The 25,775-nt window shown below is 71.8% G+C and carries 19 protein-coding genes; 10 read left to right on the forward strand and 9 right to left on the reverse strand.

Annotation, left to right across the window (positions count from 1 at the left end; all coding sequences use genetic code 11):
* Positions 1 to 26 precede the first annotated feature (26 nt).
* Entirely contained in the window at positions 27 to 998 is a 972-nt protein-coding gene (locus N5D30_RS19585; RefSeq protein WP_279910308.1) for a CobW-like GTP-binding protein, read from the reverse strand.
* 70 nt (positions 999 to 1,068) lie between these two features.
* On the opposite strand from N5D30_RS19585, the gene N5D30_RS19590 reads away from it, so the two are divergent.
* Entirely contained in the window at positions 1,069 to 1,422 is a 354-nt protein-coding gene (locus N5D30_RS19590; RefSeq protein ID WP_220811179.1) for an NADH:ubiquinone oxidoreductase, read from the forward strand.
* A gap of 1 nt (position 1,423) precedes the next feature.
* Here N5D30_RS19590 and zigA read toward each other — a convergent pair whose 3' ends face one another.
* Together zigA and dksA are read right to left on the reverse strand one after the other, a co-directional pair.
* Entirely contained in the window at positions 1,424 to 2,617 is a 1,194-nt protein-coding gene (gene zigA / locus N5D30_RS19595; protein WP_279910309.1) for a zinc metallochaperone GTPase ZigA, read from the reverse strand.
* 10 nt (positions 2,618 to 2,627) lie between these two features.
* Positions 2,628 to 3,062, reverse strand: a complete 435-nt coding sequence (gene dksA, locus N5D30_RS19600) for an RNA polymerase-binding protein DksA (RefSeq protein ID WP_279910310.1) — start codon at positions 3,060 to 3,062, stop codon at positions 2,628 to 2,630.
* Positions 3,063 to 3,282: 220 nt separating this feature from the next.
* Between dksA and N5D30_RS19605 the strand changes: the two genes are divergently transcribed.
* Both N5D30_RS19605 and N5D30_RS19610 read left to right on the forward strand, forming a co-directional pair.
* On the forward strand, positions 3,283 to 3,594 hold the full coding sequence (locus tag N5D30_RS19605; protein WP_279910354.1) for a DUF2388 domain-containing protein: 312 nt from the start codon (positions 3,283 to 3,285) through the stop codon (positions 3,592 to 3,594).
* Complete coding sequence (locus N5D30_RS19610; protein ID WP_279910355.1) at positions 3,594 to 5,555, forward strand: DUF4105 domain-containing protein; 1,962 nt, start codon at positions 3,594 to 3,596, stop codon at positions 5,553 to 5,555. The genes N5D30_RS19605 and N5D30_RS19610 overlap by 1 nt, the downstream gene beginning before the upstream one ends.
* Before the next feature lie 106 nt (positions 5,556 to 5,661).
* Here the strand turns inward: N5D30_RS19610 and N5D30_RS19615 are convergent, their stop codons facing one another.
* Complete coding sequence (locus tag N5D30_RS19615; RefSeq protein ID WP_279910311.1) at positions 5,662 to 6,063, reverse strand: GFA family protein; 402 nt, start codon at positions 6,061 to 6,063, stop codon at positions 5,662 to 5,664.
* Between the two features lie 53 nt (positions 6,064 to 6,116).
* On the opposite strand from N5D30_RS19615, the gene N5D30_RS19620 reads away from it, so the two are divergent.
* Positions 6,117 to 7,052: an AEC family transporter gene (locus N5D30_RS19620; protein WP_220811174.1), complete on the forward strand. Its 936-nt coding sequence runs from the start codon at positions 6,117 to 6,119 to the stop codon at positions 7,050 to 7,052.
* Positions 7,053 to 7,208: 156 nt separating this feature from the next.
* Positions 7,209 to 7,967 carry a TerC family protein gene (locus tag N5D30_RS19625; RefSeq protein ID WP_279910312.1) on the forward strand — a complete coding sequence of 253 codons (759 nt, stop codon included), beginning with the start codon at positions 7,209 to 7,211 and terminating at the stop codon, positions 7,965 to 7,967.
* 399 nt (positions 7,968 to 8,366) lie between these two features.
* Here N5D30_RS19625 and prfH read toward each other — a convergent pair whose 3' ends face one another.
* Positions 8,367 to 8,978, reverse strand: coding sequence for a peptide chain release factor H (prfH, locus tag N5D30_RS19630; RefSeq protein WP_279910313.1), 612 nt, complete (start codon positions 8,976 to 8,978; stop codon positions 8,367 to 8,369).
* Positions 8,978 to 10,114 carry an RNA ligase RtcB family protein gene (locus N5D30_RS19635; RefSeq protein WP_279910314.1) on the reverse strand — a complete coding sequence of 379 codons (1,137 nt, stop codon included), beginning with the start codon at positions 10,112 to 10,114 and terminating at the stop codon, positions 8,978 to 8,980. The genes prfH and N5D30_RS19635 overlap by 1 nt, the downstream gene beginning before the upstream one ends.
* 228 nt (positions 10,115 to 10,342) lie before the next feature.
* Between N5D30_RS19635 and N5D30_RS19640 the strand changes: the two genes are divergently transcribed.
* Positions 10,343 to 11,239 (forward strand): hypothetical protein, encoded by an 897-nt coding sequence (locus tag N5D30_RS19640; protein WP_279910315.1) that lies wholly within the window; start codon positions 10,343 to 10,345, stop codon positions 11,237 to 11,239.
* 4 nt (positions 11,240 to 11,243) lie between these two features.
* Here the strand turns inward: N5D30_RS19640 and recD are convergent, their stop codons facing one another.
* The 3 genes from recD to recC all read right to left on the reverse strand — a co-directional run bounded on the left by recD (position 11,244) and on the right by recC (position 20,078).
* Complete coding sequence (gene recD, locus N5D30_RS19645; protein ID WP_279910316.1) at positions 11,244 to 13,079, reverse strand: exodeoxyribonuclease V subunit alpha; 1,836 nt, start codon at positions 13,077 to 13,079, stop codon at positions 11,244 to 11,246.
* An 85-nt stretch (positions 13,080 to 13,164) separates the two neighbouring features.
* On the reverse strand, positions 13,165 to 16,734 hold the full coding sequence (gene recB / locus N5D30_RS19650; protein ID WP_279910317.1) for an exodeoxyribonuclease V subunit beta: 3,570 nt from the start codon (positions 16,732 to 16,734) through the stop codon (positions 13,165 to 13,167).
* A complete protein-coding gene (recC, locus tag N5D30_RS19655; RefSeq protein ID WP_279910318.1) occupies positions 16,731 to 20,078 on the reverse strand; it encodes an exodeoxyribonuclease V subunit gamma in 3,348 nt (1,115 codons plus the stop codon). The genes recB and recC overlap by 4 nt, the downstream gene beginning before the upstream one ends.
* A 124-nt stretch (positions 20,079 to 20,202) precedes the next feature.
* On the opposite strand from recC, the gene N5D30_RS19660 reads away from it, so the two are divergent.
* The 4 genes from N5D30_RS19660 (at position 20,203) to N5D30_RS19675 (ending at position 25,733) form a co-directional block, all read left to right on the forward strand.
* Positions 20,203 to 21,330 carry a PilT/PilU family type 4a pilus ATPase gene (locus N5D30_RS19660; protein ID WP_279910319.1) on the forward strand — a complete coding sequence of 376 codons (1,128 nt, stop codon included), beginning with the start codon at positions 20,203 to 20,205 and terminating at the stop codon, positions 21,328 to 21,330.
* Positions 21,331 to 21,427: 97 nt separating this feature from the next.
* Complete coding sequence (locus N5D30_RS19665) at positions 21,428 to 21,721, forward strand: hypothetical protein (RefSeq protein ID WP_279910320.1); 294 nt, start codon at positions 21,428 to 21,430, stop codon at positions 21,719 to 21,721.
* 164 nt (positions 21,722 to 21,885) lie between these two features.
* The gene (locus N5D30_RS19670; RefSeq protein WP_279910321.1) at positions 21,886 to 24,147 is read left to right on the forward strand and encodes an EAL domain-containing protein; all 2,262 of its coding nucleotides are present in this window, start codon (positions 21,886 to 21,888) and stop codon (positions 24,145 to 24,147) included.
* Entirely contained in the window at positions 24,144 to 25,733 is a 1,590-nt protein-coding gene (locus N5D30_RS19675; protein ID WP_279910322.1) for a PAS domain-containing methyl-accepting chemotaxis protein, read from the forward strand. The genes N5D30_RS19670 and N5D30_RS19675 overlap by 4 nt, the downstream gene beginning before the upstream one ends.
* Positions 25,734 to 25,775 lie beyond the last annotated feature (42 nt).

Consider the following 25,775-nt stretch of genomic DNA (forward strand, 5'->3'; position numbering starts at 1 on the left):
GATGCGGGCTCCGGCGGGGCGGCGGATCACGCCGATCCGCGCAGACAGGCCATCAGCGAGGCGGTCAGTTCCTCGGCCGCCTGCGGCGCGACGAAGATCAGCTCCAGGCGCGAGTCCTTGCGCCACTCGCTGATACGCCAGTCGAGCGCCTCGCCGTCCAGGGCGTTGGCCGACCGCCAACCGTCGCCGCCGCGCAGCACCAGCTTGGCGCGGCGCCAGGGCAGTCCGGCCAGCCAGGCCTGCACCCGCCCAAGCTCGAACACCTGACCGGGGTGGAAGCGCCAGCCGATGCTCCAGCCCTCGGCCTGCGCCTGCACCTGGCAGATCGGCCGGGCGGGGTCGCGCCAGACCTGCGCCAGCGGGGCGCCGCCCTCCGACAGTTGCGGCGCCTCACCGGCCGAGCCGGCCCGCACGGCGCTGCCGGGCAGCTCGGCGAAGTCCAGCGCGCCACCTCGGGTCCAGCGCAGCGGCAAGTCTGGCAGCCGTGCCTGCAGGCGCGCGCGGGCCGCCGCGTCCAGCCCTTCCGCCTTGTTCAGCAGCAGCAAACCGGCCAGCGGCAGCGCCGTCTGCTGACTGTCGGGCAGCGCCTGGCCCGCCGCCAGCGCCGCCGCGTCCAGCACCAGCACCGGCGGCTGCACGGCCAGCACCCCGGCCCACGGCGCCTCGCCCAGCTGGCGCAGCAGCTCGGCCGGATGGCCCAGGCCGGAAGGCTCGATCAGCAGACGGTCCGGCCGGGCCTGACGCAGCAGGCGAGCCAGTCCCACCTGGAACGGTGCGCCACCGACGCAGCACAGGCAGCCGCCAGGAATCTCGGCCATGGCCACGCCGTCCTGGCCGCCGGTCAGCAGCGCCTGGTCCAGGCCGATCTGGCCGAATTCGTTGATCAGCACCGCCCAGCGCTCGGCCGCCGGCTTGTGTGCCAGCAGGTGGCGGATCAGGCTGGTCTTGCCGGCGCCCAGCGGGCCGGCGATCAGATGCGTGGGGATGTTGGCGAGCATGGCCTTATGGTGCGGTTTCGCGCGGCGGCGGGAAAGGCTAAAGTCGCCGCACCGATTCAGGAGACGAACGATGCGCGTCATTGCCACCCTGTTGCTGCTGGGCCTCGCCGGCCAGGCCTGGGCCGAGGCCTGCGTGGTGCACAGCGAGGGCCAGGAGCTGGAAGTGAAGCTCTGCCAGCAGAACCGCACCATCCCCGCCAACCTGTTCCGCACCGGCTTCTGCGCGCCGCAGCTGAAGGGCCAGAAGGTCGAGGTGCGCTTCGTCGAGCAGTGCCCCAGCGGCGCCTTCGGCGAGTGCCGCAACGCCCGCGTGCAGGGCACGCCGTACCAGCAGGACATCCACTACTACGGCGTGGCCACCGACGCCCGCTACCTCAAGCCCGCCTGCGAACGGCAGAGCAAGGGCGTCTGGATGGATCGCTAGGCTAGGCCGCCGCCGCGAACGGATCGGGCAGCAGCGCCCAGCCGGCCGGCCCCTCGGCCATCTCCGCGTCGCTCAGCAGGCAGGCGTCGAGTTCGGCGCGCAACCGGTCGAAGTCGATGCCCTGGCCGATGAACACCAGCTCCTGGCGGCAGTCCCCTACCGCCGCGTCCCACTTGCCCAGCACCGTGCGCAGGCCGTCCTCGTCCTGCGGCCACTGTTCGCGCGGCACGAAGCGCCACCAGCGTCCAGCCTGGCCGTAGCGCATCAGGCCGCCGGCCTGCGACCAGCTGCCGGCCTCGCGGTAGCGGCTGGCCAGCCAGAAGTAGCCCTTGGAGCGCAGCAGCTTGCCGTTCTCCCACGGGCGGTCGAGGAAGGCGAAGAAGCGCTCCGGGTGGAACGGTCGGCGCGCCTGGTAGGCGGTCGAGGCGATGCCGTATTCCTCGCTCTCCGGCACGTGCTCGCCGCGCATTTCCTTGAGCCAGCCGGGCGCCTCGGCGGCCCGGTCGAAGTCGAAGCGGCCGGTGTTCAGCACGCGCTCCAGCGCCACCTCGCCCATGCGCATCGGCAGGATGTCCGCGTGGGTGTTGAGTCGGCGCAGGATTGCCTGCAACTCCGCGCACTGCTCGGCGCCGATCAGGTCGGCCTTGCTGATCAGCAGCACGTCGGCGAATTCCACCTGCTCGATCAGCAGGTCGGTGATGGCCCGGTGGTCTTCCTCGCCCAGCGTCTCGCCCCGGCTGGCCAGGCTCTCGGCGGCCTGGAAGTCGCGCAGGAAGTTCACCCCGTCGACCACCGTGACCATGGTGTCCAGCCTGGCCAGGTCGGACAGGCTCTGGCCCTGTTCGTCGCGGAAGGTGAAGGTCTCGGCCACCTGCAGCGGCTCGCTGATGCCGGTAGACTCGATCAGCAGGTAGTCGAAGCGGCCCTCCCGGGCCAGGCGGCCAACCTCTTCCAGCAGGTCCTCGCGCAGGGTGCAGCAGATGCAGCCGTTGCTCATCTCCACCAGCTTCTCCTCGGCGCGGTTGAGGCTGACGTCGCGCTGCACCGCCTCGCCGTCGAGGTTGATCTCGCTCATGTCGTTGACGATCACGGCCACGCGCAGGCCGTCGCGGTTCCTCAGCACGTGGTTGAGCAGGGTGCTCTTGCCGGCGCCGAGAAAGCCGGACAGCACGGTGACGGGTAGACGGTTCTCCATCGGGTTTTCCTCACAGGTCACGGATATGTCGCTCGCGCCGCTCCTGGCGTTCCTTAGCCTCGACGCAGAGGGTCGCGGTCGGGCGCAGCAGCAGCCGGGCGAGGCCGATGGGCTCGCCGGTCTCCGCGCACCAGCCGTACTCGCCCTGGGCCAGGCGTTGCAGGGCGTCGTCGATCTTGTCCAGCAGGCGCTTCTCCCGCTCCAGCAGGCGCAGCTGCCACTGGCGCTGTTCCTCGGCGCTGCCGGCGTCCGCCGGGTCGCTGGTCGGCTCTTGCTCGCGCAGGCCGGCGAACTCCTCGGCGATGCGCCGGCGCAGCGCGTCCCGCTCGCCGAGCAGGCGCTGGCGGAAGAACTGCTGCTGGCGGGCGTTCATGTAGTCGGAAGCGGGCATGGCCAGCAGTTCGGCTTCATCGAGCACGGCGGGAACCTGTCTGGGTATTTTCATAATTGTTATAACATAACATAAATGAATCGAAACACTCTCGTCCCACCGTCGAACGGCGCCTCCCCCGACCTGGCGGAGCACCGTCAGCGGAGCGGCGCTGGATGCCCGCGCGCCGTGCCGCTACCCTCACGGCATCGCCGGCCGGGGCTTGAACCGCCAGCGCCAGTTCTCGTCCAATAGGCATCCGCACCAACCGAAGCCAGGAACCACCATGCGCCATCTGCAACACATCATGCTCGCCGCCACCCTCTGCCTCGCCGGACACGCCCAGGCGCAGACCCTGGTGGCCACCAGCAACATCATCGTTCGCGCCCTGGATCGCAGCCTGGACTTCACTTCCGACACCACCACCTCGGTCCGCGACATGAAGGTGGTGCTGGCCGCCCGCGACGATGCCGCCAGCTTCGTCGCCAGCCAGGGCGACATCCGCGGCGCCAGCCTGGAAGCGGCCTTCACCACCCTGCGCGAGCAGCTCCCGGAAGCCCGCCACGCCTCCGACCGGCAACTGGCCGAAGCCATACTCGCCCTGTGATTGCGCGCGCCGCGCGCCGGCTGGTCGCACTGCTGCTGGCCGGCATCTGCGCCGGCGCCCATGCCGAACTGCGCCTGAGCCTGGACGCCCGCGGCCTCTCCGCCGCCGAGCGCCAGGGCAGCCAGGCGCTGCTCGACCAGGCCGGGGCCGCCCTGCCGCCGAGCTTCGTCCAGCGCCTGGATCGCCAGGTGCGGGTCGACTGGTCCGACGACCTGCCCGCCCACGTCTACGGCCGCCTGACCGGCCCCCGCTCGCTCAGCCTCAACGCCCGCCTGCTGCCGCGCCTGCTCGACCCCGCCCAGGCCGACGCCGCCAGCGGCCGCCCCCACGGCAGCCTGCGCCGCGAACTACTGGCCACCGTGCTGCACGAACTGACCCACCTGTACGACCGCTCCCGCCTGTGGCCCGCTGCCGAGCGCCTGCAGCAGTGGCGCTGCGACGCCGGCCTCGCCAGCGCCGGCCCGGTCGGCCAGCGCGACCTCTGCCGCGGGCAGACCGGGCGCCGCTTCAGCCTCAGCGACGACCCGCGCCTGCTCGACCTGGCCGGCTGGCCGCAGAGGGTCGGGCGCCGCGGCGCCCGCGAGCACGGCAACGGCCAGGTGGCGCGCAGCCCCGACCCCTACGAGCTGAGCAACCCGCGCGAGTTCGTCGCGGTGAATATGGAGTACTTCCTGCTCGACCCGACCTACGCCTGCCGCCGCCCCGGCCTGCAGCGCCACCTGCGCGAGCACTTCGCCTGGCAGCCCGCGGCGCAGGCCGAATGCGCCAACGACTACGCCTACCTCAACGCCGGCAGCGACTTCGGCCGCCAGCCCCTCGGCCGGCTCGACCCGGAGCGGGTCTACGAGGTCGACTACCTGCTCGCCGAACCCAACCAGCAATGGGCCAGCCGCTGGGGCCACAGCATGCTGCGCCTGGTGGTGTGCGCGCCGGGGCGGCCGCGCGGGCCGGCCTGCCGGCTGGACCTGGACCAGCACCTGGTGCTGTCCTACCGCGCCTTCGTCGGCGATGTGCAGCTGTCCAGCTGGGACGGCCTGACCGGCGCCTACCCGTCGCGCCTGTTCATCCTGCCGCTGGCCCAGGTGATCGAGGAATACACCAAGGTCGAGCTGCGCGGCCTGTCCTCGGTGCCGCTGCGGCTGTCCCGCGACGAACTCGAACGCCTGGTGCAGCGCGCCGCCGAGCAGCACTGGAGCTACGACGGCGACTACTGGTTCCTCTCCAACAACTGCGCGGTGGAGACCCTCAAGCTGCTGCGCAGTGGCACCGGCCGCCGCGAGCTGCAGGACCTCGACAGCATCATGCCCAACGGCCTGCTGGACGTGCTCGAGGCACGCGGGCTGGCCGACCACAGCGTGCTGGCCGATCCGCGCGAGGCGCTGCGTCTGGGCTATCGCTTCGACTCCTTCCGCGACCGCTACCAGGCCATGTTCACGATACTGCGCGAGCGCCTGGACGTACCCCAGCGGGAAGTGGAGGCGTGGCTGGCGCTAGCTCCCGAGCAGCGCCGCGAGTGGTTCGCCCGGGCCGACCTGCGTGCCGGCGCCGCCCTCCTGCTGCTGGAACAGGCCGCCCTGCGCCGCCAGCTGCTGCTGGCCCAGGAGCAGCTCAAGCAGCGCTACCTGGGCGCCCGCGAGGACCGGCTCGACGGGCGCTTCGCCGAGGCCGACGCCACCCTGCGGCAGATCCTCGACAACAGCGGCTTCCTCAGCCGCCCGGCGGAGCTGCTGGACGCCGGCTACGGCCTGCCGCAGCCGGGCGAGTGGAAACAGCTGGAAGCCGCCAGCGCCGAACGCCAGCTGCGCCTGCGCCAGCTGACCCACAGCCTGGACCAGGAAGTGCGCCGCCTGCTGGAGCCGGAGCTGGTGGCGCAGATCGAGGCCGGCGAGGCCAACCTGGAACAGCTCGGCAACCGCCTGCGCGAGCTGCACAAGGCCAGCGGCGGGCTGGTGCTGCCCTGATACCCGGATTTCGGACATTCGTAGGGTGCGCCATGCGCACCGGTTGCCTCGATGGCCGGTGCGCGCGGCGCACCCTACGGTTACCCGCGCGGACGGTCCCACATGGCTACAGCCGCTCCTCGTCCTCTTCGGGCAGGCCTTCGTCGAGGCGCAGCCAGGGCAGGCGGCTGCCGGTCCAGATGTGCCGGTCGGCCGGCGCCCGCTCGGGGTGGTCGAGGCTGGCCACGGTGATGTCCAGGGTATCCGGGCTGTGGCTGGTGAAAAGGGTCAGGTGGCAGCCGCAGTGGGCGCAGAAGTAGCGGGTGCAGCTGGCCGACGAGGCGTAGGCCGCGGCGCTGCCGTGGGTCCAGCGGAACCCCGCCATGGGCAGGGTCAGCCAGGTGGTGACGATGCCGCCGGTGGTGCGCCGGCAGATCGAGCAGTGGCAGTGGGCGATGTCCCGCAGCGGTGCCTCGAAGGCGTAGCGCAGCCGGCCGCAGTGGCAGCCGCCGGTGTGGATCTCGGTCATGGTGACTCCTTGTTCGGTATTCACCCTGGCGCTCTAGGGCGCGGTTGCCCATCATGGCAGGGTTTTTCCTCGCGGATGTCGTCGTGACCGCTCTCCTGCAATCGCTCTGGCCCCTGTTCGCACTGATCGTCGGCGGCTACTTTCTGCGTCGCCGCGACTTCCCCGGCGAAGCCTTCTGGCCGGCCGCCGAGCGGCTCAACTACTTCATCCTCTTCCCGGCCCTGCTGTTCAGCAGCCTGGCCAGCGCACCGCTGGACAACCCGGCGCTGCCGCGCCTGGCCCTGGCGGTGCTGCTCGGCCTCGGCGGTGGCTGGCTCGGCCTGCTGCTGATGCGTCGCCTGTGCGGCTGGCCGGCGGCGCGCTTCGGCGCCTTCACCCAGGGCCTCCTGCGCTTCAACACCTACCTCGGCCTGGCCGCCATCGGCAGCCTGTACGGCCAGCCCGGCCTGGTGCTGGCGGCGCTGCTGCTGGCGCTGATGGTGCCGGCGGTGAACGTGCTGTCGGTCTGGTCGCTGAGCGCCGGGGGCGAGGTGAGTGTCGCCGGCCTGCTGCTGCCGATCCTGAAAAACCCGCTGATCCTCGCCTGCCTGGCCGGCGTGCTGGTCAACCTGCTGGGCATCGGCCTGCCCGGCGGCAGCGACCGCCTGCTCGGCCTGCTGGCCGCCGCCAGCCTGCCGCTGGGCCTGCTCTGCGTCGGCGCCGCGCTGCGTCCGCAGGAGCTGAGCGGGGAGAAGGCGGCCCTGGCCTGGAACTGCGCCCTGCGCCTGCTGGCCATGCCGGCGCTGGCGCTGCTGGTGGCCCGCCTGCTTCACCTCCCGGCGATGGAAAGCGCGGTGCTGGTGCTGTTCTTCGCCCTGCCGACCGCGCCCACCGCCTATGTGCTGACCCGCCAGCTCGGCGGCGACGGCCATCTGATGGCCGGCATCATCACCCTGCAGACCCTGCTCTCCGCCCTCAGCCTGCCGCTGGTCCTCGCCCTGCTCGCCTGAACCGCACATCGGCCGGGACCAACCAATGCCGAGGCAACCGGTCGTAAACCACACACCGACCGGCGACCGGTTTCACAGACGGAATTTTCACGCAAAGCCGGATAGAATCGCGCGCGCCCCGCGTGGCCTCCGAACATCCGCACAAAGGAATTCATAATGGAATGGCTGACCAACCCGGAAATCTGGGTTGCCTTTCTCACCCTGACGGCCCTGGAAATCGTCCTCGGCATCGACAACATCATCATGATCGCCATCCTGGTCGGGCGCATGCCGCCGCACCTGCAGGCGCGCACCCGCTTCTTCGGCCTGGCCCTGGCGATGGTCACCCGCATCGCCCTGCTGCTGTCGATCACCTGGATCATGCAGCTCACCAACGACCTGTTCCACCTGTTCGGCCAGGGCATCTCCGGGCGCGACCTGATCCTGTTCTTCGGCGGCCTGTTCCTGCTCTGGAAGAGCACCACCGAGATGTACCACGGCCTGGAAGGCGAGGACGAGGCCGAGCAGCAGCCCAACGGCGCCGCGCGCAACTTCATCGGCACCATCATCCAGATCGCCATCATCGACATCGTGTTCAGCCTGGACTCGGTGATCACCGCCGTCGGCATGGTCTCTCACGTGCCGGTGATGGTCGCCGCGATCATCGTCGCCGTGCTGGTGATGATGCTGGCCGCCGGCACCATCAGCGACTTCATCGACAAGCACCCGTCGCTGAAGATGCTGGCCCTGGCCTTCCTGGTGGTGGTCGGCACGGTGCTGATCGCCGAAGCCTTCGAGGTGCATGTGCCGAAGGGCTACGTCTACTTCGCCATGGCCTTCTCGCTGGGCGTGGAAGCCCTCAACATCCGCATGCGCGTACTGCGCGGCCGCAAGGAAGACCCGGTCAAGCTGCGCAAGGACATTCCGGGCGAGTAAGCCGGAGTGTGGACAAGGAAACGGGGCCGAATGGCCCCGTTTTTTCTTGGATGTCCCGTTACCCGTTGTTGTACCGACCCTGCCTTGCAGGCAAGGGCGGGCGGCGAACCGTTTCAGCCGCGAATTTCGCGGCCAATCGGAATGCCGCCCAGCCGCTCCCACAGGGAGTGCAACACGTAACGGCGATATGGCTTTTTTCTTAGCTATGTCCCTGTTACGTGTTGCGCGGCCAGCCCCCTCTATCTGAACGCGGTAGCTGCCTGCCCCTGGATTCCCGCCTGCGCGGGAATGACGAGGTAGGGGTGGAGTTTCTTCCGAAACCGTCATCCTCGCGCAGGCGGGGATCCAGAAGGGTTCAGGGCACTACAACATCCCAACGGGGACATAGCCTTTCCTTGCCTACTCGACGAAGCGTTCGCCGCGGAAGGTGCGCCGCGGGTTGCCCCGCTCCAGCCGGTGGTGCCGCAGACGCCGTTCGGCGCGCAGGCGGTCGTCGGCCTGCTCGGCACGCTCGGCCAGGCGCCGGGCGATCAGCAGCAGGGCCAGGCGCTTGTTGGCGTGCTGGCTGCGCTCGCTCTGCACCTTGACGCTGATGCCGCTGGCCAGGTGGGTGGCGCGCACCGCCGAGTCGGTGGTGTTGACGTGCTGGCCGCCGGGCCCCGAGGAGCGCAGCGTCTCGAAGCGGATCTCGCTCTCCAGGCCTACGGCCGGCGCGGCGAAGCGCGTGCCGCCGAAGAACCAGTTCTTGCGCCCGTGGTTCGGCCGGTAGGGGCTGGCGCAGATCCACAGCAGCGAACCGCTCCAGGCCTCCGCCAGCGCCTCGGCGCCGTCGCCCTGCAGGGCCACCAGCGCCGAGCGCAGGGTGCCGCGTGCTGCGCCGCCCTCCTCTTCCAGCACGCGCAGTTCGACCCGCGCGGCCTCGGCCTCCAGCGCCAGCCGCCGCACGGCCTTGGCCACCGCCAGCGCGCATTCTTCCGGGCCCTGGCCGGCCGACAATTGCAGGAGGATCATCAGCAGCACCCTCCCCGCGTCTTGTAGGTCAGCACCGGCTTCAGCCGCGCCAGCACCCGGACCAGGCCGGCGTCGCGCAGGGCGCCGACCACCGAGTCGATGGCCTTGTAGGCCTCCGGCGCCTCCTCGTAGATCAGCGCGCGGTCGGCGCAGATCACCCGGCTGCCCAGCGCGGTGCGGGCCAGCTGCTCGACGCTGTAGCGCGGCGCCAGACGGTCCTTGCACTCGCTGCGCATCCACTTGCGCCCGGCGCCGTGGGCCAGGGACAGCAGGCTGCGCTCGTCGGCGACGGGCTCGACCAGGTAGCTGAAATCGCCGCGCGAGCCGGGGATCACCATCACCCCCTGGTCCGCCGGCGTGGCGCCCTTGCGGTGCAGCCAGCCGTCACGCCCGTCGATGCGGGCCGGCGACACCAGGTTGTGGTTGACGTCCAGCACGGCCTCGCCGTCGGCGCGCAGGCGCTCCAGCATGCGCCGGGCGATCAGCTGGCGGTTGGCCTCGGCGAAGCGCAGGGCGCCGTCGTGCCGGGCGAGGTAGTGCGCGCACGCCTCGCCGCCCGCTTCCAGCCCGGCATGACTGAACAGGTCGACCTGCTCGCGCAGGATCGCCTCGCCCAGGCCGCGCGAGCCGCTGTGCACCAGCAGGAGCAGGCGCTTGCGGCAGAGGCCGAGGCGCTCCAGCGCCGCGTCGTCGTAGCTCTGGTCGAGCTGCTGCAGCTCGGCGAAGTGGTTGCCGCCACCGATGGTGCCCAGCGAGCGCTCGTGGCCGCAGGCCGGCAGGCCGAAGGCGGCGACCGCCTCCGCCCAGTCCTCGCCGAGCGGCGCGTCGAGGTTGCCCAGGCGCTTCTCCAGCTTGTCCAGGTGCAGCCTTGCCGTCGGCATGTCGGTGCGCCACAGCGCCATGCCGCAGCCGATGTCGTTGCCGACCAGCGCCGGATACAGCCGGCCGGTGGAAAAGAACGCCGCGCCGACCGGGTAGCCGCGCCCCGGGTGCAGGTCCGGCATGCCGGCCACCCGTTGCATGCCCGGCAGGCGAGCGGTGGTTTCGAGTTGCTGGATCGCTTTGCCTTCGATCCAGGTGTCGTCCGCGGCGATCAATACGACGCCGTCGGACAGATTGCGGATGCAATTGCCCATGGTCCAATCCCTATGGGTTGAAACGAAAAGGTTGGGAGTGGCAGGACCGGGCCGGGTGAAGCGCGCCGCAGCGGAAGGCGGCGGAGGGAATCAGACCAGACGCGACCTGCAAAGGGTGATCAGCTGTTGCATGATGTGCCTCCTTTGCTGTCGGTTGAGGGAAGAAGGCGCGCATCCTAGGCCGATTGACAGAACCCTGCAAGAGCGCCGCATTCCATGGAGCTGAACATGGCCGATCAGGACCTTGCCGAACTGCTGCACCAGCAGGCGATGAACCTGCACGACGAAGGCGACGAAGACCTCGCGCTGCAGACCTACCACCGCGCCCTGGAACTGGACTGGTCCCGGCCGAGCACCCACTACAACATCGGCCTGATCCACAAGTACCGGCGCGAGTGGGCCGAGTCGCTCAAGCACAACCGCCTGGCCGTGGAGCTAGACCCGCAGGACGAGGCGAGCAACTGGAACCTGGCCATCGCCGCCACCGCCCTGCGCGACTGGCGCACCGCGCGCGAGGTCTGGCAGCGCCTGGGCCTGAAGATCGAGGCGGGCGACACGCCGATCGAGGCCGACTTCGGCATGACGCCCGTGCGCCTCAACCCGGACGAGAAGTCCGAAGTGGTCTGGGCCCGGCGCATCGACCCGGTGCGGGCGCGCCTGATCAACATCCCCTACGCCGAATCCGGCGCCTGCCACGGTGACGTCTTCCTGCACGACGGCGCGGCCGTCGGCCACCGTGAACACGAAGGCCGGCAGTACCCGGTGTTCAATGCGCTGGAGCTGTTCGAGCCCTCCGCCGACAGCACCTACGAGGCCAGGCTGCGGGTCGGCGACCAGGCCGACGTCGAGGCACTGATCACCCTGCTGGAGGAGCGGCGGATCGCCGTCGAGGACTGGTCGCGCTCGGTGTACATCCTCTGCAAGCAATGCTCCGAGGGCACGCCCCACGAGCACCACGACGCACCGGCGGCGAGCCCGCCGGAGCCCGGCAACGAGCGCCTGGTGGCCATCGCCGGCCCCGACGAGGACGCCATCCGCCAAGTGCTGGCCGAATGGAGCAATGACTCGCGCAGCCTGCTCGAACTGGAGTGCACGCTGGCCGCCGATGAGTTCGAGGAAGACTGAATCCCTAGAAGAGATCCAGCTGGCCCGGTGGCCCGGCCATCGGCGTCTCCACCGGGCGCTCGGGTTCGGCGGCGCTGACGCCCAGCCGCTCGGCCAGCCCGGCCGCCCGCTCGGCGCGGGTGTTCACCGCGTCGCAGAGGCGCGCCGCCAGGCCCCAGATTTCCACCTTGCGCTTGGCCCGGGTGATGCCAGTGTAGAACAGCGCGCGGGTCAGCAGCGGGCTGGGGCCTTCCGGCAGGACCAGCAGCACCTCGGCGAACTCCGAGCCCTGGCTCTTGTGCACGGTCATGGCGAAGGCGCTGTCGTGGCTGGGCAGGCGCGCGGGAGCGAAGGCGCGGAAACCGTCCTCGCTCTCGAAATGCACACGCAGCCCGTACTCGGACGCCAGGCAGATGCCGATATCGCCGTTGAACAGGCCGAGGGCGTAGTCGTTCTGCCGCACCATCACCGCGCGGCCGGGATACCAGCGCTCGCGCTCGGGCAATGACCAGCGGCGCTTGATCCGCGCTTCCAGCGCCTCGTTCAGGCCGCTCACGCCCCACGGCCCCTCGCGCTGGGCGGTGAGCGCGCGGAAGGCGTTGAAGGCGGCGAAGGCCGCGGCCGGGTCGCCCTGGCGCGCCGCCTGCAGGTAGGGCCGGTAGCCCTGCTCCAGGCGATCCAGCAGCTCGGCCTGTTCCGGCTCGGCCCGCCAGGCCAGGTCGGCGCGGCCCTCGCGCAGCAGGTCCAGGGTGCCGGTGGCGTCGCCCGCGTTGATCCGCCGCGCCAGCTCGCCGATACCGCTGTCGGCGGCGAAGCGGTGGCTGTGGCTGAGCAGCACCACGGCATCGCCCAGCGCCGAGCGCGGCGCCTCGACCGGTACGTCCTGGCCGGTGATGCGGCGCAGCTCGGCCGCCGCCGCGGCGTCGAAACCGCGCCCCTCGCACAGCTCGGCGAACACCGCGCCGGCCTCCACCGCCGCCAGCTGGTCCTTGTCGCCCAGCAGGATCAGTCGCGCCTGGGGCGGCAGGGCGTCGACCAGCTTGGCCATCAGCGCCAGGTCGACCATCGACGCCTCGTCCACCACCAGCACGTCCAGCGCCAGTGGCCGTGCCGCGTCGTGGCGCACGGCCGGGCTGTCGCCACGGCTGCCGAGCAGGCGGTGCAGGGTGCGCGCCTCCTCCGGCAGCAGCGCCTTGAGCGGGTCAGCCAGGGGCAGGTCGGCCTTGGCGTTGCGGATGGCCTCGGCCATGCGCGCGGCGGCCTTGCCGGTGGGCGCCGCCAGGCCGATGGCGAGCCTGTCGCCGCCGGGCTGCTCCAGCAACGCCGCCAGCAGGCGCACCACGGTGGTGGTCTTGCCGGTGCCGGGGCCGCCGGAGATCACCGCCAGGCGCCGGCGCACGGCCTGGGCCGCGGCCAGGCGCTGCCAGTCCGGCTGCTGTTGGTTGAAGGCGAACAGCCGCACCAGGCTGGCGGACAGCGCCGCCTCGTCCACCCCGGGCCGGTCGGCGGCGCGGGCCAGCAGCCGCTCGGCCAGCTGCTGCTCGTAGGCCTGGTAGCGCGCCAGGTACAGGCGCTGGCCCTCCAGGATCAACGGGGCGAACGCACCCGGCCCGGCCACCAGCGCGGAGCCCTGCAGACGGGCACGCAATTCGCCCAGCGCCGGCAGCGCGAAGTCGAACTCCGGCCAGGGCCGGCGGCCGGCCACCCGTGCCAGCGGCAGACACACGTCGCCGCCGGCCAGCGCCTCGCAGCACAGGGCGGCGCAGGCCAGCACGGCCTCGTCCGCCTGCGGCTCCAGGCGGCGCAGGCTGTCGAGCAGCGCGCGCTCCAGCGGGCCGAGGGGCAAGTCATGCAGGGTCATCGGTGACGCCCCTTGCGGTGGGAGCGGCCTTGGCCGCGATGCTCCCGTGCATGCCGGATCGCGGCCAAGGCCGCTCCCACCTGGCTCATATATCCTCCGCGAACAGACCATCCAGCGCATCCAGCAGCGCGCCGGAGGGCTGCGCGAAGTACACGCCGGCCTCCGGCATGCCGCGCAGGAACAGGTAGAGGGCGCCACCCAGCCGATCGTCGGCGAAGCCGGCCAGGCGACTGCGCAGGAAGCGGCGCAGCGCCACCAGGTAGATCAGGTACTGCAGGTAGTAGTGCTCGCCGGCGATGGCCTGCTCCAGGCGTTCGGGGGTGTAGTGGGCGACGCTCGGGCCGAGCCAGTTGGACTTGTAGTCGAGGATGTACCAGCGCCCGTCGTGCTCGAAGGTCAGGTCGATGAAGCCCTTGAGGAAGCCGCGCAGCTCGTCGAACTGCAGGCGCTCGGCGGCCAGGCGCATGGCCGGCGGCAGGCCGTGGGCCGGGTCGGCGAGCAGGGCGCGCAGGCGCTCCACGTCGAGGTGCTGCACCGGGAAGGTGAAGCCCAGCTCCGGCAGCCGCCGGGCCGGGTCGAGGGCGGCCAGGCGCATGCCCCGGCCGTCCAGGTCGCAGTCCAGCACCCGTTGCAGCTGCGCGATGGCGATCTCGGCCCAGGTCGCCGCGTCGATGCCGTGGTCCTGCAGGGCGGCCGGCACCAGCTGCTCCAGGCTGCCCTTGCCGCGCACCCAGTCTTCGAGGATGGCGTGCAGGCAGGTGCCGGCGCGGGCGCCACGGGGGAAGGCGAAGAAGCCGACGCCGGGCTCGCTGGCGGCCGGCATGGCCAGGCTGTCGCGGTCCGGCGCCTCCATGTGCATGCCGGCGGCCAGGCCGGAAAAGCTGCCGATGCGCCAGGCGCTGTGCAGGCTGCGGGCGAAGTGCTGCAACGCCTGGGGCGGCTCGGCGCGGCGCTCGCCAGTGGCGCTGGCCTCGTCCGCCAGCAGCGGCAGGCGGGCGATCAGGCCGTCGCTGCTCCCCGCCAGGGCGTCCAGCTCGGCGGCCAGCGCCGGGCCTTCGCCGCCGGCGAGGTGCGCCGCCAGTTCGCCCAGGGCGTCGGCCCCCGCCAGTTCCCGGCCGTGCAGCAGCCAGGCCAGGGCGCTGCTGTGCAGGCCCTCGTCCGCCAGCGAGCCGTCCTTCTTCGGCCTGGGCAGCGCGGCCGGGCCCCAGTGCAGCCACAGGCGGTCACGGGCGCGGGTCAGGGCCACGTAGGTCAGGCGCAGCTTCTCGGCGAAGGTCTCGCGCCGCGCGGCCTGCAGGCGCTCGTCCAGACGCTCGCTGCCCAGGTCGAGCAGCGGCTGGCCGTCCTCGTCGTGGCAGCGGGCGCTGTCGGTGTGCTGGCCGAGCAGGCGGCCGTCCCACAGGAAGGGGCAGAACACCAGTGGGTATTCCAGGCCCTTGGAGGTATGGATGGTGACGATCTGCACCCGCTCGGCATCGCTTTCCAGGCGCAGCAGGGCGTCCTCGCCGAGGCCCTCGCTGCCGCGCTGGCCCTCGAACCAGGCGAGCAGCGCCTCCAGCCCGGGGCGCTGCAGGCTCTCCGCCTGGAGCAATTCGGCCAGGTGCAGCAGGTTGGTCAGCCGGCGCTCGCCATCGAGGCTGGCCAGCAGGCGCTCGGCCACCCGCTCCTGGTCCAGCCAGGCCCTGAACACCCGCATGAAGCCGTGCTGCTGCCACAGCTGGTGGTACTGCTCGGCGGCGGCGCGCTCCTCGTCCCAGGCGCGTTCGTCGTCCTGGCAGCGGGCGATCTGCGCGGCGTCGCGCCCCAGCAGGCGGGTCGCCAGGGCGTAGCGCAGCACACCCTCGCGGCCCGGTTCGGCGTAGGCGGCCAGCACCGCCGCCAGCTCGCCGGCCTCCTCGCTGTGCCACACGCTGTCGCGCCCCCGCCGCACGCTGGGCACGCCACGGGCGGCCAGCTCGGCGGCGACGTTGGCGGCCTCGCGGTGATTGCTGACCAGCACCGCGATATCGCCGCCTTTCAGCGGCCTTTTGTCACCATCTTCTTCGAAATAGGCCTCGTTTCGCACGCTGGCGGCAAGCAGCGCGGCGATGCGCCTGGCGCTGTCCACCGCGGCCAGTTCGCCGGCGCGGCCCTTGGTCAGCGGCTCGTCGCCGAGCCAGACCAGGCCCAGCGGCGAGGTGCCCTCCCGCGCGGGCAGCACCAGCCGCGCGCGGGCCTTGCGGCCGGCGCTGACCGGCGGGTAGTCGAGGCCTTCCTCGGCGAACGGCTGCGGGCGGGCGAACAGCAGGTTCAGCGCGGCGATCAGCTCGGCCGTGGAGCGGTAGTTGTAGGGTAGGTCGTACTGCCGGTCGGCGTCGCCCCGGGCCTTGAGGTAGGTGGCGAGGTCGGCGCCGCGGAAGGCATAGATGGCCTGCTTCGGGTCACCGACGAAGCACAGGTCGCCAGGCAAGCCGCTCGCTACGCCCGCCATTTTCGGGTAGATGCGGTCGAAGATCGCGTACTGGATCGGGTCGGTGTCCTGGAATTCGTCGATCAGCGCCAGCGGGTACTGCTCGCGCAGGCGCGCGGCCAGGTCTTCGCCGGCCGGGCCTTGCAGCGCCTCGTGCAGGCGGTTGAGCAGGTCGTCGAAGGCCAGCAGGCGCTGGGCCGCCTTGCGCCGGGGCAGCTCGACGTTGAGCCGGTCGAGCAGCTCCACCTGCAGGGCGACCAGCTTCCGCCGCCCCGCCGGGCCGGCGGCGGCCAGCGCCTCGGCCAGCGCGTCCAGGGCCTCGGCCAGTTCGCATTGCGGTGCGTCGTAGCCTTTCTTGCAGGCCTTGGCCAGCGCCGCCGCGCCCAGCTTGGCCAGGCCGTCCGGCGCGTCGAACAGCGCCGCCGGGTCGGCGAAGTAGGCGTCCAGCTCGGCCGACCACAGCGGCAGCTTGGCCGTCTTGTGGGTGCTCTGGCTGAGGCCGCCGTGCTCGACCAGGGTCTCCACCCAGGCATGGCCCGCGTCGCGCCACAGCTCGGCCGCGCGCTGCCAGGCATCGCTGGCGGCGCCCAGTTCGGCGCCGGCGCCCGTGTCCCTCGGCTCGACCCGCAGGTAGGGCTTGCCCAGGTGGCCGCGCAGGGCCTGGCGCAGGATCGCCGGGGTGATCCTGGCCCTGGCGAGGAAGCGCGCCCAGGCCGGATCGGCCTCGGCCAGCACGTGGCGCCAGGCGTCGCCGAGCAGGGCGTCGAGCACCTCGCGGTCGTCCTGGGTCAGCTCGGCGTCGAAGTCGCCGCCGGCCTCGAAGGCCGAGTCCTGCAGGGCGCGCTGGCAGAAGCCGTGGATGGTGAAGATGGCCGCCTCGTCGAAGCCATGCACGGCCAGCAGCAGGCGCCGCCGCGACGCTTCGTCCGGGTGACGGCGGTGCAGTTCGATCAGGAAGGCGTCGTCGCTGGCGCCACCCTCGTACAGCGCCAGCAGCTCGGCCAGGCGCGCGCGGATGCGCTCGCGCAGCTCGGCGGTGGCGGCGGTGGTGTAGGTGACCACCAGAATCTGCCCGACCGACAGCTGCCGCTCCAGCAGCAGGCGCGCGTACAGGGCGGTCAGGGTCCAGGTCTTGCCGGTGCCGGCGCTGGCCTCGATCAGCGAGCGGCCGGCGAAGGGCGAGTCGTGCAGGTCGAGGCCGTTCATTCGCCGTCCCCCTCGCCTGTCGCCAGCGCCTTCAGCGCCGGCCCGAGCAGTTGTTCGGCAAGCTGCTCGAAGCGCTCGCCGAGCGGGTCGCGCTCGCGGAAGGCCAGGGCGTACCAGGGGTCCTCGCATTCGCCGGCCAGCGGGCTGAACTCGGCGCCGAGCCAGGCGGCGCGGGCGTTGTCGCGGGCGGCGTCGCGCGGTTCCTTGCGGCTCCTGGCGCTGGGCGTGCACAGGGCGCGGGCGAATTCGTAGCTGCTGCGGGTGATGAAGGGCAGCGGCGTACACAGGGCCTCGCGGTAGGCGGCCAGCCAGGGTTCGAGCAGCTCGCGCGCCTCCGGCTGCGGGCCGAGCCGCCAGTCGCCGCCCGGCGAGACCAGCAGGCTCTCGCGGGCGATGTCCGGGGTGGCGCCGAGGTTCAGCAGCAGGTGGCGCAGCCAGAAGCCGGGCAGGTCCCAGGCACCGGGCGCGCCCAGGCGCCAGTCGAACAGGCCGTGGGCGGTCACGCCGTCCAGCCAGCCGTGGACGCGCACGCCGGCCAGTTCGACATCCACCAGCAGCGGCTGCGGCGCCTCCAGCGGGCGGGCCTCGAACAGGCGCGGGGCGAAGGCGCGCACCGGGCCGCGCATCTTGCCCCACAGGGCGTGCCCCAGCTCGCCCGGCGGCAGCCAGCCGGCGGCGCGGGCGATGCGCCGCTCCTGCTCCTCCGACCAGCCGCGCTCCACCGCCTGCAGCGCCAGCTGGCGCAGGCCGCGCTTCGCGGGGCCTTCCAGGACGAAGGGCTCGTCGCCGGCGATGGCCTCGTCGGCGTCAGCGAGGCGCAGGCCCAGGCGCTGTTCCAGCAGGAAGCGCGCCGGGTGACGGAAGCACTGCAGCAGCTGGCTGGGCTCGATCATCCGCCAGTCGTCGTCCGGCTCGGGCAGGCGCGCGACGAAGGGCGGCGGGTCGAACGCCGGCACCTCGGCGAGGCGCTGGGCCGCGCGGAACCAGGCGGGCGAGAAGCCCCGGCGGCCACCGGCGGCCTCGAAGTTGCCGGGGGCGAACGGTTGCAGCGGGTGCTCGACGGTGATTGCGGCACTCGCCTTCTGCTCCCGTGGGAGCGGCCTTGGCCGCGAAGCTTCTGCGCAATCCGGATCGCGGCCGAGGCCGCTCCCACAGGGAAACGCCGCGGTGAGGTCCACTGCCTCCAGCAGTTCGCTGACCAGCACCGAGGGCGGCAGCTCGGCGTTGTCCCGCGGGTCGCGGCCGACATAGCTGAGGTAAAGGCCGTCGCGGGCACTGAGCAGGGTTTCCAGGAACAGGTAGCGGTCGTCCAGCCGCCGCGCGCGGTCGCCACGGCGCGGGCGGCGGGCGATCAGGTCGAAGCCGGCGACCGGCGTGCGCCGCGGCAGGGCGCCGTCGTCCAGGCCGAGCAGGCAGACCAGGCGGAACGGCAGGCTGCGCATCGGCACCATGGTGCAGAAGGTCACCGCGCCGGTGAGAAAGCCTGAGGCGCCGCCGCCACTCTCCAGCGCCGCGCCGAGCTGCTGACGCACCAGGGCCAGTTCCAGCGGCCGCCCGATGCCCGCGTTCTGGGCCTGCCGCCCCAGAGCGGCACAGGCCTGGCTGAGCAGGAGCAGGGTGTCGCCGGATTCGCGCTCGTCGAACAGCGCGTCGATCATCCCTTGCAGGTCCAGCGCCCAGTCGGCCAGCGGGCGCGGCCGCTGCAGGCCCTCGGCCAGCCGCGCCAGCTGGTCGACGAAGGCGCACAGGCGGCCGAGCAGTTGGGCGCGGGCGCCTTCCAAGGCGTCCAGCGGCAGGCTGTCGCCGAGCAGCGGGACACCCGCGCCGGCCAGCTGCGGTGGCGCGGCGAAGCCGAGCAGCAGGCGGTCCAGACCCTGGCGCCAGGTGAAGGCATCCTCGGCCGGCAGGTCCAGCCGCGCGCGATGCTCGCCGTCGCGCCCCCAGCGCACGCCGGCCTGGCGCAGCCAGTCGCGCAGCAGCGGCAGGTCCTCGCTCTCGATGCCGGCGCGGCGGGCGATGGCCGGCTGTTCCAGCCAGGCCAGCACCTCTTCGGCGGCGAAGCGGCTCTCGGGCAGGCCGAGCAGGCCGAGGAAGGCCTCGATCAGCGGCGTTTCGGCGCGCAGGCTGCGGTCGGCCAGGCTGTAGGGAATGTACGGCGCGCCCACCCGCCCGCGCCCGCCCGTGGTGGTGGCGAACACCGCCTCGATGTAGGGGGCGTAGCGCTCGATGTCCGGGGTGAGCACCACCACCTGGTCGGGGCTCAGGGTCGGGTCGGCGGCGAAGCGCGCCAGCAACTGGTCGTGGAGTATCTCCACCTCGCGCAGCGGCGAATGGGCGATGTGCAGCTCCAGCGAGCGGTCGTCGTCGCGCAGTGGCAGGCGCTCGCCCGGCGCGCGGGTGCGCAGGCGCAGGATGTCCTGCTGCAGGGCGTGCAGCAGGCTGTCGTCGGCCAGCTCCGCGTCCTGGGGGTAGATGCCGTGTTCCTCGGCGATCAGGCCGAACAGGCTGTCGAAGAAGTCGCGACCCTGCTTGCCCAGGCTGGCCAGCAGCGGGTGGCCGACATCGAGATACCAATCATCAAGGCCGGACTCCGGTTGCTGCGCCAGCTCACGCACGTCGCGGATCTCGCCCCAGGCTTCGCGGCACGGGTTGAGGGCGCAGATCACCACCTCGGTGTGCCGCGCCAGGCCCTCCAGCACCCGCAGATGGTGCGGCGGCAGCGAGCTGATGCCGAACACCAGCAGGCGCTCCGGCAGGCCGTCGAGGGACGCGGCGCCGTGCAGCCGCGCCAGCAGCTCGCCGAGCAGGCGCGCGCGGTGCGGGTGGCCGTCCCGGGTCAGCTCCTGCCAGAGCAGCGCCTGCCAGGCCTCGTCCGCGCCCAGGTCGCACAGCTCGCCGCGCTCCCAGGCGGCCAGCCAGTCGTCGCGGTACAGCAGGTACTGGTCGAACACGTCGGCGATCTTCGCCGCCAGGGCCAGGCGGCGGCGCTCGTCGCCGCCTTCCAGGTAGCGCCCCAGGCGCTCGGCGCGGGCCAGGTTGGCCGGCTCGCAGAGCCAGTCGTAGAGGCGCCAGGTCATCGCCTGCGGGTTGAAGGCGGACTGCTCCGGCAGCGTGCCGAACACCTGCCGCGCCAGCCCCCAGACGAAACTGGACGGCAGTTGCACGTCCAGGTGCATGGCGATGCCCTGCTCGCGGGCCAGCTGCAGGGTCAGCCAGCGGCCGATGCCCTGGCTCGGCACCACCACCCGCGCCGGCGCCAGCACGTCCGCCTGCGGCTGGGCGAGCAGGCGGCAGGCGAGCAGGCCGAGGGTTTCCAGGTCGGGGGCGTGATAGAGGCTGAGCATGGTCGGGCTAGCGTACCAGAGCCCGACTGGCTTGGCCGGCGGAGCCGTCGGGATTGATCTCGCTCAGCCCGCCGCGCGACAGCGCGACTATCCTTGCGTCAGCCTTTTTTCCCCGGACCTGCCCATGCACGAGAACACGCCCGATACCCTGGACATCTTCGACTACCTGCAGCGCATGCAGGCGTGCGACGCCTCCGACCTGTTCCTCAGCGTCGGCGCGCCGGCCCACGCCAAGGTGGACGGCCACAGCCAGCCGTTCGACGAGCGGGTGCTGGTGGCCGGCGACGTGCAGCGCATGGCCTACCAGCTGATGAGCCAGAAGCAGGCGGTGGAGTTCGAGCGCGACCTGGAGCAGAACCTGGCGGTGAGCCTGCCGGGCACCGGCCGCTTCCGGGTCAACGTCTACTACCAGCGCGGCGAGGTGGCGATGGTGGTGCGGCTGATCCGCAGCCAGATCCCGGGCTTCGAGGCCCTCGGCCTGCCCCGCCTGCTGGAGAAGCTGTCGATGCAGGACCGCGGCCTGATCCTGGTGATCGGCGCCGCCGGCTCCGGCAAGTCCACCACACTGGCGGCGATGCTCGACTTCCGCAACCGCCACCGCGGCGGGCACATCGTCTGCATCGAGGACCCCATCGAGTTCCTCCACCAGCACCACAAGTCGATCATCGACCAACGCGAGGTCGGCCTGGACACGCGCAGCTTCGACGACGCCCTGCGCAACGTGCTGCGCGAGTCGCCGGACGTGATCATGCTCGGCGAAATCCGCGACGCCGCCACCATGCAGCACGCCCTGCACTACGCAGAGACCGGCCACCTGTGCATCGCCACCCTGCACGCCACCAGCAGCAGCCACGCCATGGAGCGCATCGTGCGCTTCTTCCCCGACGAGGCGCGCAAGCAGGTGCTGGCCGACATCGCCCACAACCTGCTCGCGGTGATCGGCCAGCGCCTGGTGCCCGGGCTGAAGCAGAAGCGCGTGGCGGCCGTGGAGGTGATGCTCGGCACGCCCTACATCCGCGACCTGATCCAGCGCGACGAGCTGGACCAGCTGCGCGAGGCCATCGCCCGCGCCGCCGAGCAGGGCCTGCAGACCTTCGACCAGCACCTGTTCAACCTGCTCGAACAGGGCAGCGTGACGCTGGCCGACGCGCTCAAGTTCGCCGACTCGCGTACCGACCTCGGCCTGCGCTTCAAGCTCGAGCGCGGCTTCTCCGCCGACGATGCCGAGCGCAAGGTGCTGCGCGACGGTTGAGCCGACGGACGGCGGCGCCGGGCTTGATCCGGATCAATGGCCATCTGCCACCCCGCCCGTAAGGTAGCCTTCACCCAACCTCCATCCCGGGATCGCCATGCCCTGCCCACCCGCCCGCATCGTCTGCAGCGACCCCGTACTGGCCAGCAACCTGCGCGGCCTCTGCGGCGACTGCGAAGTCATCGTCGACCCGCACGACTGCAGCCGTGCGCCCCTGTGCCGCTGGCTGGACGACGCCGGGCTCGGCACGGACGGCCGCGTACAGGCCGCGCTCAGCGACGCGGTGGCGACCCTGGAGCGCACCCGCCACGCCTTCCGCTCCCGCGAGCTGGGCCAGCTGCGGCGGCGCCTGGAACAGTTGCTGGTCGAATTGTCAGCACCACCGGAATGAGGTAGAACGCCTCTCACTCAGGTTCCGCCAGCCGGCGGAGACCGGCTTTGCCGGGCAGGACACAAGGGCCTGCAAGACGAAGCGCCGCGATGGCCCGTTTTCCCCCGAACGCGCCATCCGGCGCTTTTTTTGTGGCCGCGAAAAGGTGGAGAAAGGGCATACCCATGAAGTCAGAGGAAAGCCTGCAGGAGCTGATACGCCGCATCGGCCTCGATCTCGACGAGGTCGCCGAGCGTCATCGCCTGCTCGACTGGCGACGCGACGACGCCCTGCGCCTGGCCGCCGCCGCGGATGGCGTGGAAGAGGCCCACCGCGGCTTCGTCGAGCGCCTCTACGAGCACCTGCAGGACTTCCCCGGCCCGGCCGGGCTGGTCAACGACCCGGACACCCTCGGGCGCCTCAAGCACAGCCAGCTGGAGTACTACCAGCGCCTCTGGCGCGGGCCCTTCGACCGCGACTACCTGAACAGCCGCCTGCGCATCGGCATGATCCATCAGTTGGTCGGGGTGGAGCTGAAGTGGTACCTGGCCGCCTACCGCCTGTACCTGGAGCGGATGAGCGACGCGCTGTTCGCCGGCCACCCCAACGCCGCGACGGCGGCCAGCCTGCTCAAGGCCGTGTTCTTCGACATCACCCTGGCCATCGACACCTACGGCGCCGCCCAGAGGCGCGCCCTGGAGGACAGCGAGGCACGCTTCGCCCGCGCCCTGCGCGGAGCCAACGACGGCCTCTGGGACTGGCACCTGGAACACGACCGCCTGTACGTCTCCGAGCGCTGGGCGGAGATGCTCGACCTCAGCCGCGACGCCCTCGGCGAGGGCTGCGCTGCCTGGTTCTCGCGGGTCCACCCGGACGACCTGCCCGGCCTGCGCCAGGCCATCGACGCTCACCTCGGCGCGCGCACGCCACTGCTCCACCACGAGTACCGCATCCGCCGCCGGCGCGGCGACTACCTGTGGGTTCTGGCCCGCGGCGTGGTCGAGCACGATCAGGACGGCCAGCGGCGCATGGCCGGCTCGCAGACCGACATCAGCTCGCGCAAGGCCGTGGAGGAACAGCTGCGCCACGCCGCCCGCCACGACCCGCTGACCGGGCTGGCCAACCGCCTGCGCCTGGACGAACTGCTGCGCCAGGCCCTGCAGCAGCTGCGCAAGCCCGGCGCCCGCGACGCCGCGCTGCTGTTCGTCGACCTCGACCGCTTCAAGCTGATCAACGACAGCCTCGGCCATCACGTCGGCGACCAGGTGCTGGTCGAGGTCGGCCGGCGCCTGTCCCTGTGCCTGCGGCCCGGCGACCACCTGGCGCGCTTCGGCGGCGACGAGTTCGTCGTGCTGCTCACCGACCTGGCCTGCCTCGACGACGCCGAGCAGGTGGCCCAGCGCATGCTCGACGGCCTGCTCCACCCGATGCACCTGGCCGAACAGACCCTGGTGGTCAGCGCCAGCATCGGTGTCGCCCCGCTGCGCGCCAGCGCGGACGCCGCCGAGGCGCTGCAGGCCGCGGACCTGGCGCTGTACCGGGCCAAGCAGGCCGGCAAGGCGCAGTTCGCCCGCTACAGCCAGGAACTGCAGGCCGCCGCCCGGCGCCAGCTGGAGCTGGAGAGCGCGCTGGGCCAGGCCCTGGAGCACGACGAATTCATCCTCCACTACCAGCCGATCTGCCGCATCGACCAGGGCGTGCCGCGGCTGATCGGGGTCGAGGCCCTGCTGCGCTGGCGCCACGGCGGGCAGCTGATCCCGCCGCAGGAGTTCATCCCCTCGCTGGAGGAATCCGGGCAGATCCTGCGGGTCGGCGACTGGGTGCTGCGCGAGGCCTGCCGCCAGGTGCGCGCCTGGCAGCTGGCCGGCCAGGAGCAGCTGCGCTGCTCGGTGAACCTGTCCAGCCGCCAGCTGCAGCAGGACGACTTCGTCGCGCGCCTCACCGACATCCTCATCGACACCGGTCTAGCGCCATCCAGCCTGATCCTGGAGATCACCGAGAGCCAGCTGATGCGCGACTGCACCGCCACCCTGATCGCGCTGCGCGAACTGGGCGGCCTCGGCGTGCGCCTGGCGCTGGACGACTTCGGCACCGGCTACTCCTCACTCGGCTACCTCAAGCGCTTCCCGCTGCACATCCTCAAGGTCGACAAGAGCTTCATCGGCGGCACCGACGCCGAGTCGCGGGCGATCAGCCGCGCCATCATCGGCCTGGGGCGCAGCCTGGCCCTGGAGGTGGTCGCCGAAGGTGTGGAGCGGGCGGAACAGCTCGACCTGCTGCGCCAGGAAAACTGCCACCTGGCCCAGGGCTACTGGTTCAGCCGGCCGCGCCCCGCCGCCGAGCTGGCGCGCCTGTTCAGGGACGAAGACCGTTTCGAAGGGTTCTGGTGCCTGCAGCCGGAATCCAGCCCAGTCACCGTTCCTCATCGCCGGGAAGTACAACGATGAAAATCAACCTGCCGGTCACACAACAAGAAGTAGCGGTCGATCCTCGCGCCAACATCCTCTCCACCACCGACCTCAAGGGCGTGGTCACCTACGTCAACCCGGATTTCGTCGCCATCAGCGGCTACAGCGAGGCCGAGCTGATCGGCCGCAGCCACAATCAGGTGCGCCACCCGGACATGCCGCCGGCCGCCTTCGCCGACCTCTGGAAGACGCTCAAGAGCGGTCGCTCATGGATGGGCGTGGTGAAGAACCGCTGCAAGAACGGCGACCACTACTGGGTCAGCGCCTTCGCCAACCCGGTGGTGCGCAACGGCCAGGTGGTGGAGTACCAGTCCGTGCGCAGCCGCGCCGCGCCCGAGCAGGTGGCGCGGGCCGAAGCGCTGTACGCCGCGCTCGCCGCCGGCCGCGTGCCCCGCGCGCTGCGCCCGCGACGCCTGTCGCTGGTGGCGCGCCTGGCCCTGGCGGTGGGTGGCGCGCCCCTGCTGGCCGGCCTGGCGCTGGGCCTGGGTGGCGCCCTGCCGCTGCTGCCGGCGCTGCTCGGCGGCGGCCTGCTCGGCGGCGCGCTGGCCGGCCTGGTGCACGGGCAGCTGCGCCCGCTGGCGGCGCTGACCCGCGAGGCCCGGCGCATCGCCGACAACCCGCTGGGGCAGCTGGTGTACTGCGGACGCAACGACGGCTTCGGCCAGATCGCCTTCGCCCTGCGCAGCCTGGAGGCCGAGGCCGGCGCCATGGTCGGACGCATCGCCGACTCGGCCCGCCAGCTGCACGACAACGCGGGCGAACTGGCCGCCGCCATGGACTGCAGCCGCGGCGCCAGCGAACTGCAGCAGCGCGAGACCGAACAGGTGGCCGGCGCGGTCGTCCAGCTGGCGGCCAGCGTGCAGGAGGTGGCGCGCAATGCCCAGCTCAGCGCCAGCGCCGCCGCCGAGGCCAACCTGGCCACTGACAGCGGCCTGCGCCAGGTGGAGCAGACGCGCCGGCAGATAGCCGAGCTGGCCAGCGAGGTCAGCCAGGGCAACCGGGTGATCCAGCAACTGCGCGCGCACAGCCTGGAGATCGACCAGGTGATCGAGGTGATCCGCAGCATCGCCGAGCAGACCAACCTGCTGGCGCTCAACGCGGCCATCGAGGCGGCGCGCGCCGGCGAGGCCGGGCGCGGTTTCGCCGTGGTCGCCGACGAGGTGCGCAGCCTGGCCAACCGCACCCAGCAGTCCACCGCGCAGATCCAGACCCTCATCGAGCGCCTGCAGCTGGGCACCACGGCGGCGGTGGACGCCATGCAGCGCAGCCAGGAGCAGGCCCAGGGCAGCGTCGACCACGCCCTGCAGGCAGCCGAGGTGCTGGCCGGGATCAACCGCCAGGTGGAGGCGATCAGCGACATGAGCCTGCAGATCGCCACCGCGGTGGAGCAGCAGAGCGCGGTGGGCGAGGACATCCAGCGCAACCTGGAGGGCATCCGCGAGGCCGGCCACAGCAACGTCAGCGCCAGCGGGCGCAGCCGCAGCAGTGCCGATCACGTGGCCGCGCTGGCCGAGCGCCTGCAGGTGCTGGTCGAGCAGTTCCGCCGCGACCGGCAGCCGGGCTGAACGCCTGGCGCCAGAGCCGATCTACTATTGGGTGAGTGGCCG

The sequence above is a fragment of the Pseudomonas sp. GD03875 genome (assembly GCF_029840585.1).
GTDB lineage: Bacteria > Pseudomonadota > Gammaproteobacteria > Pseudomonadales > Pseudomonadaceae > Aquipseudomonas > Aquipseudomonas paralcaligenes.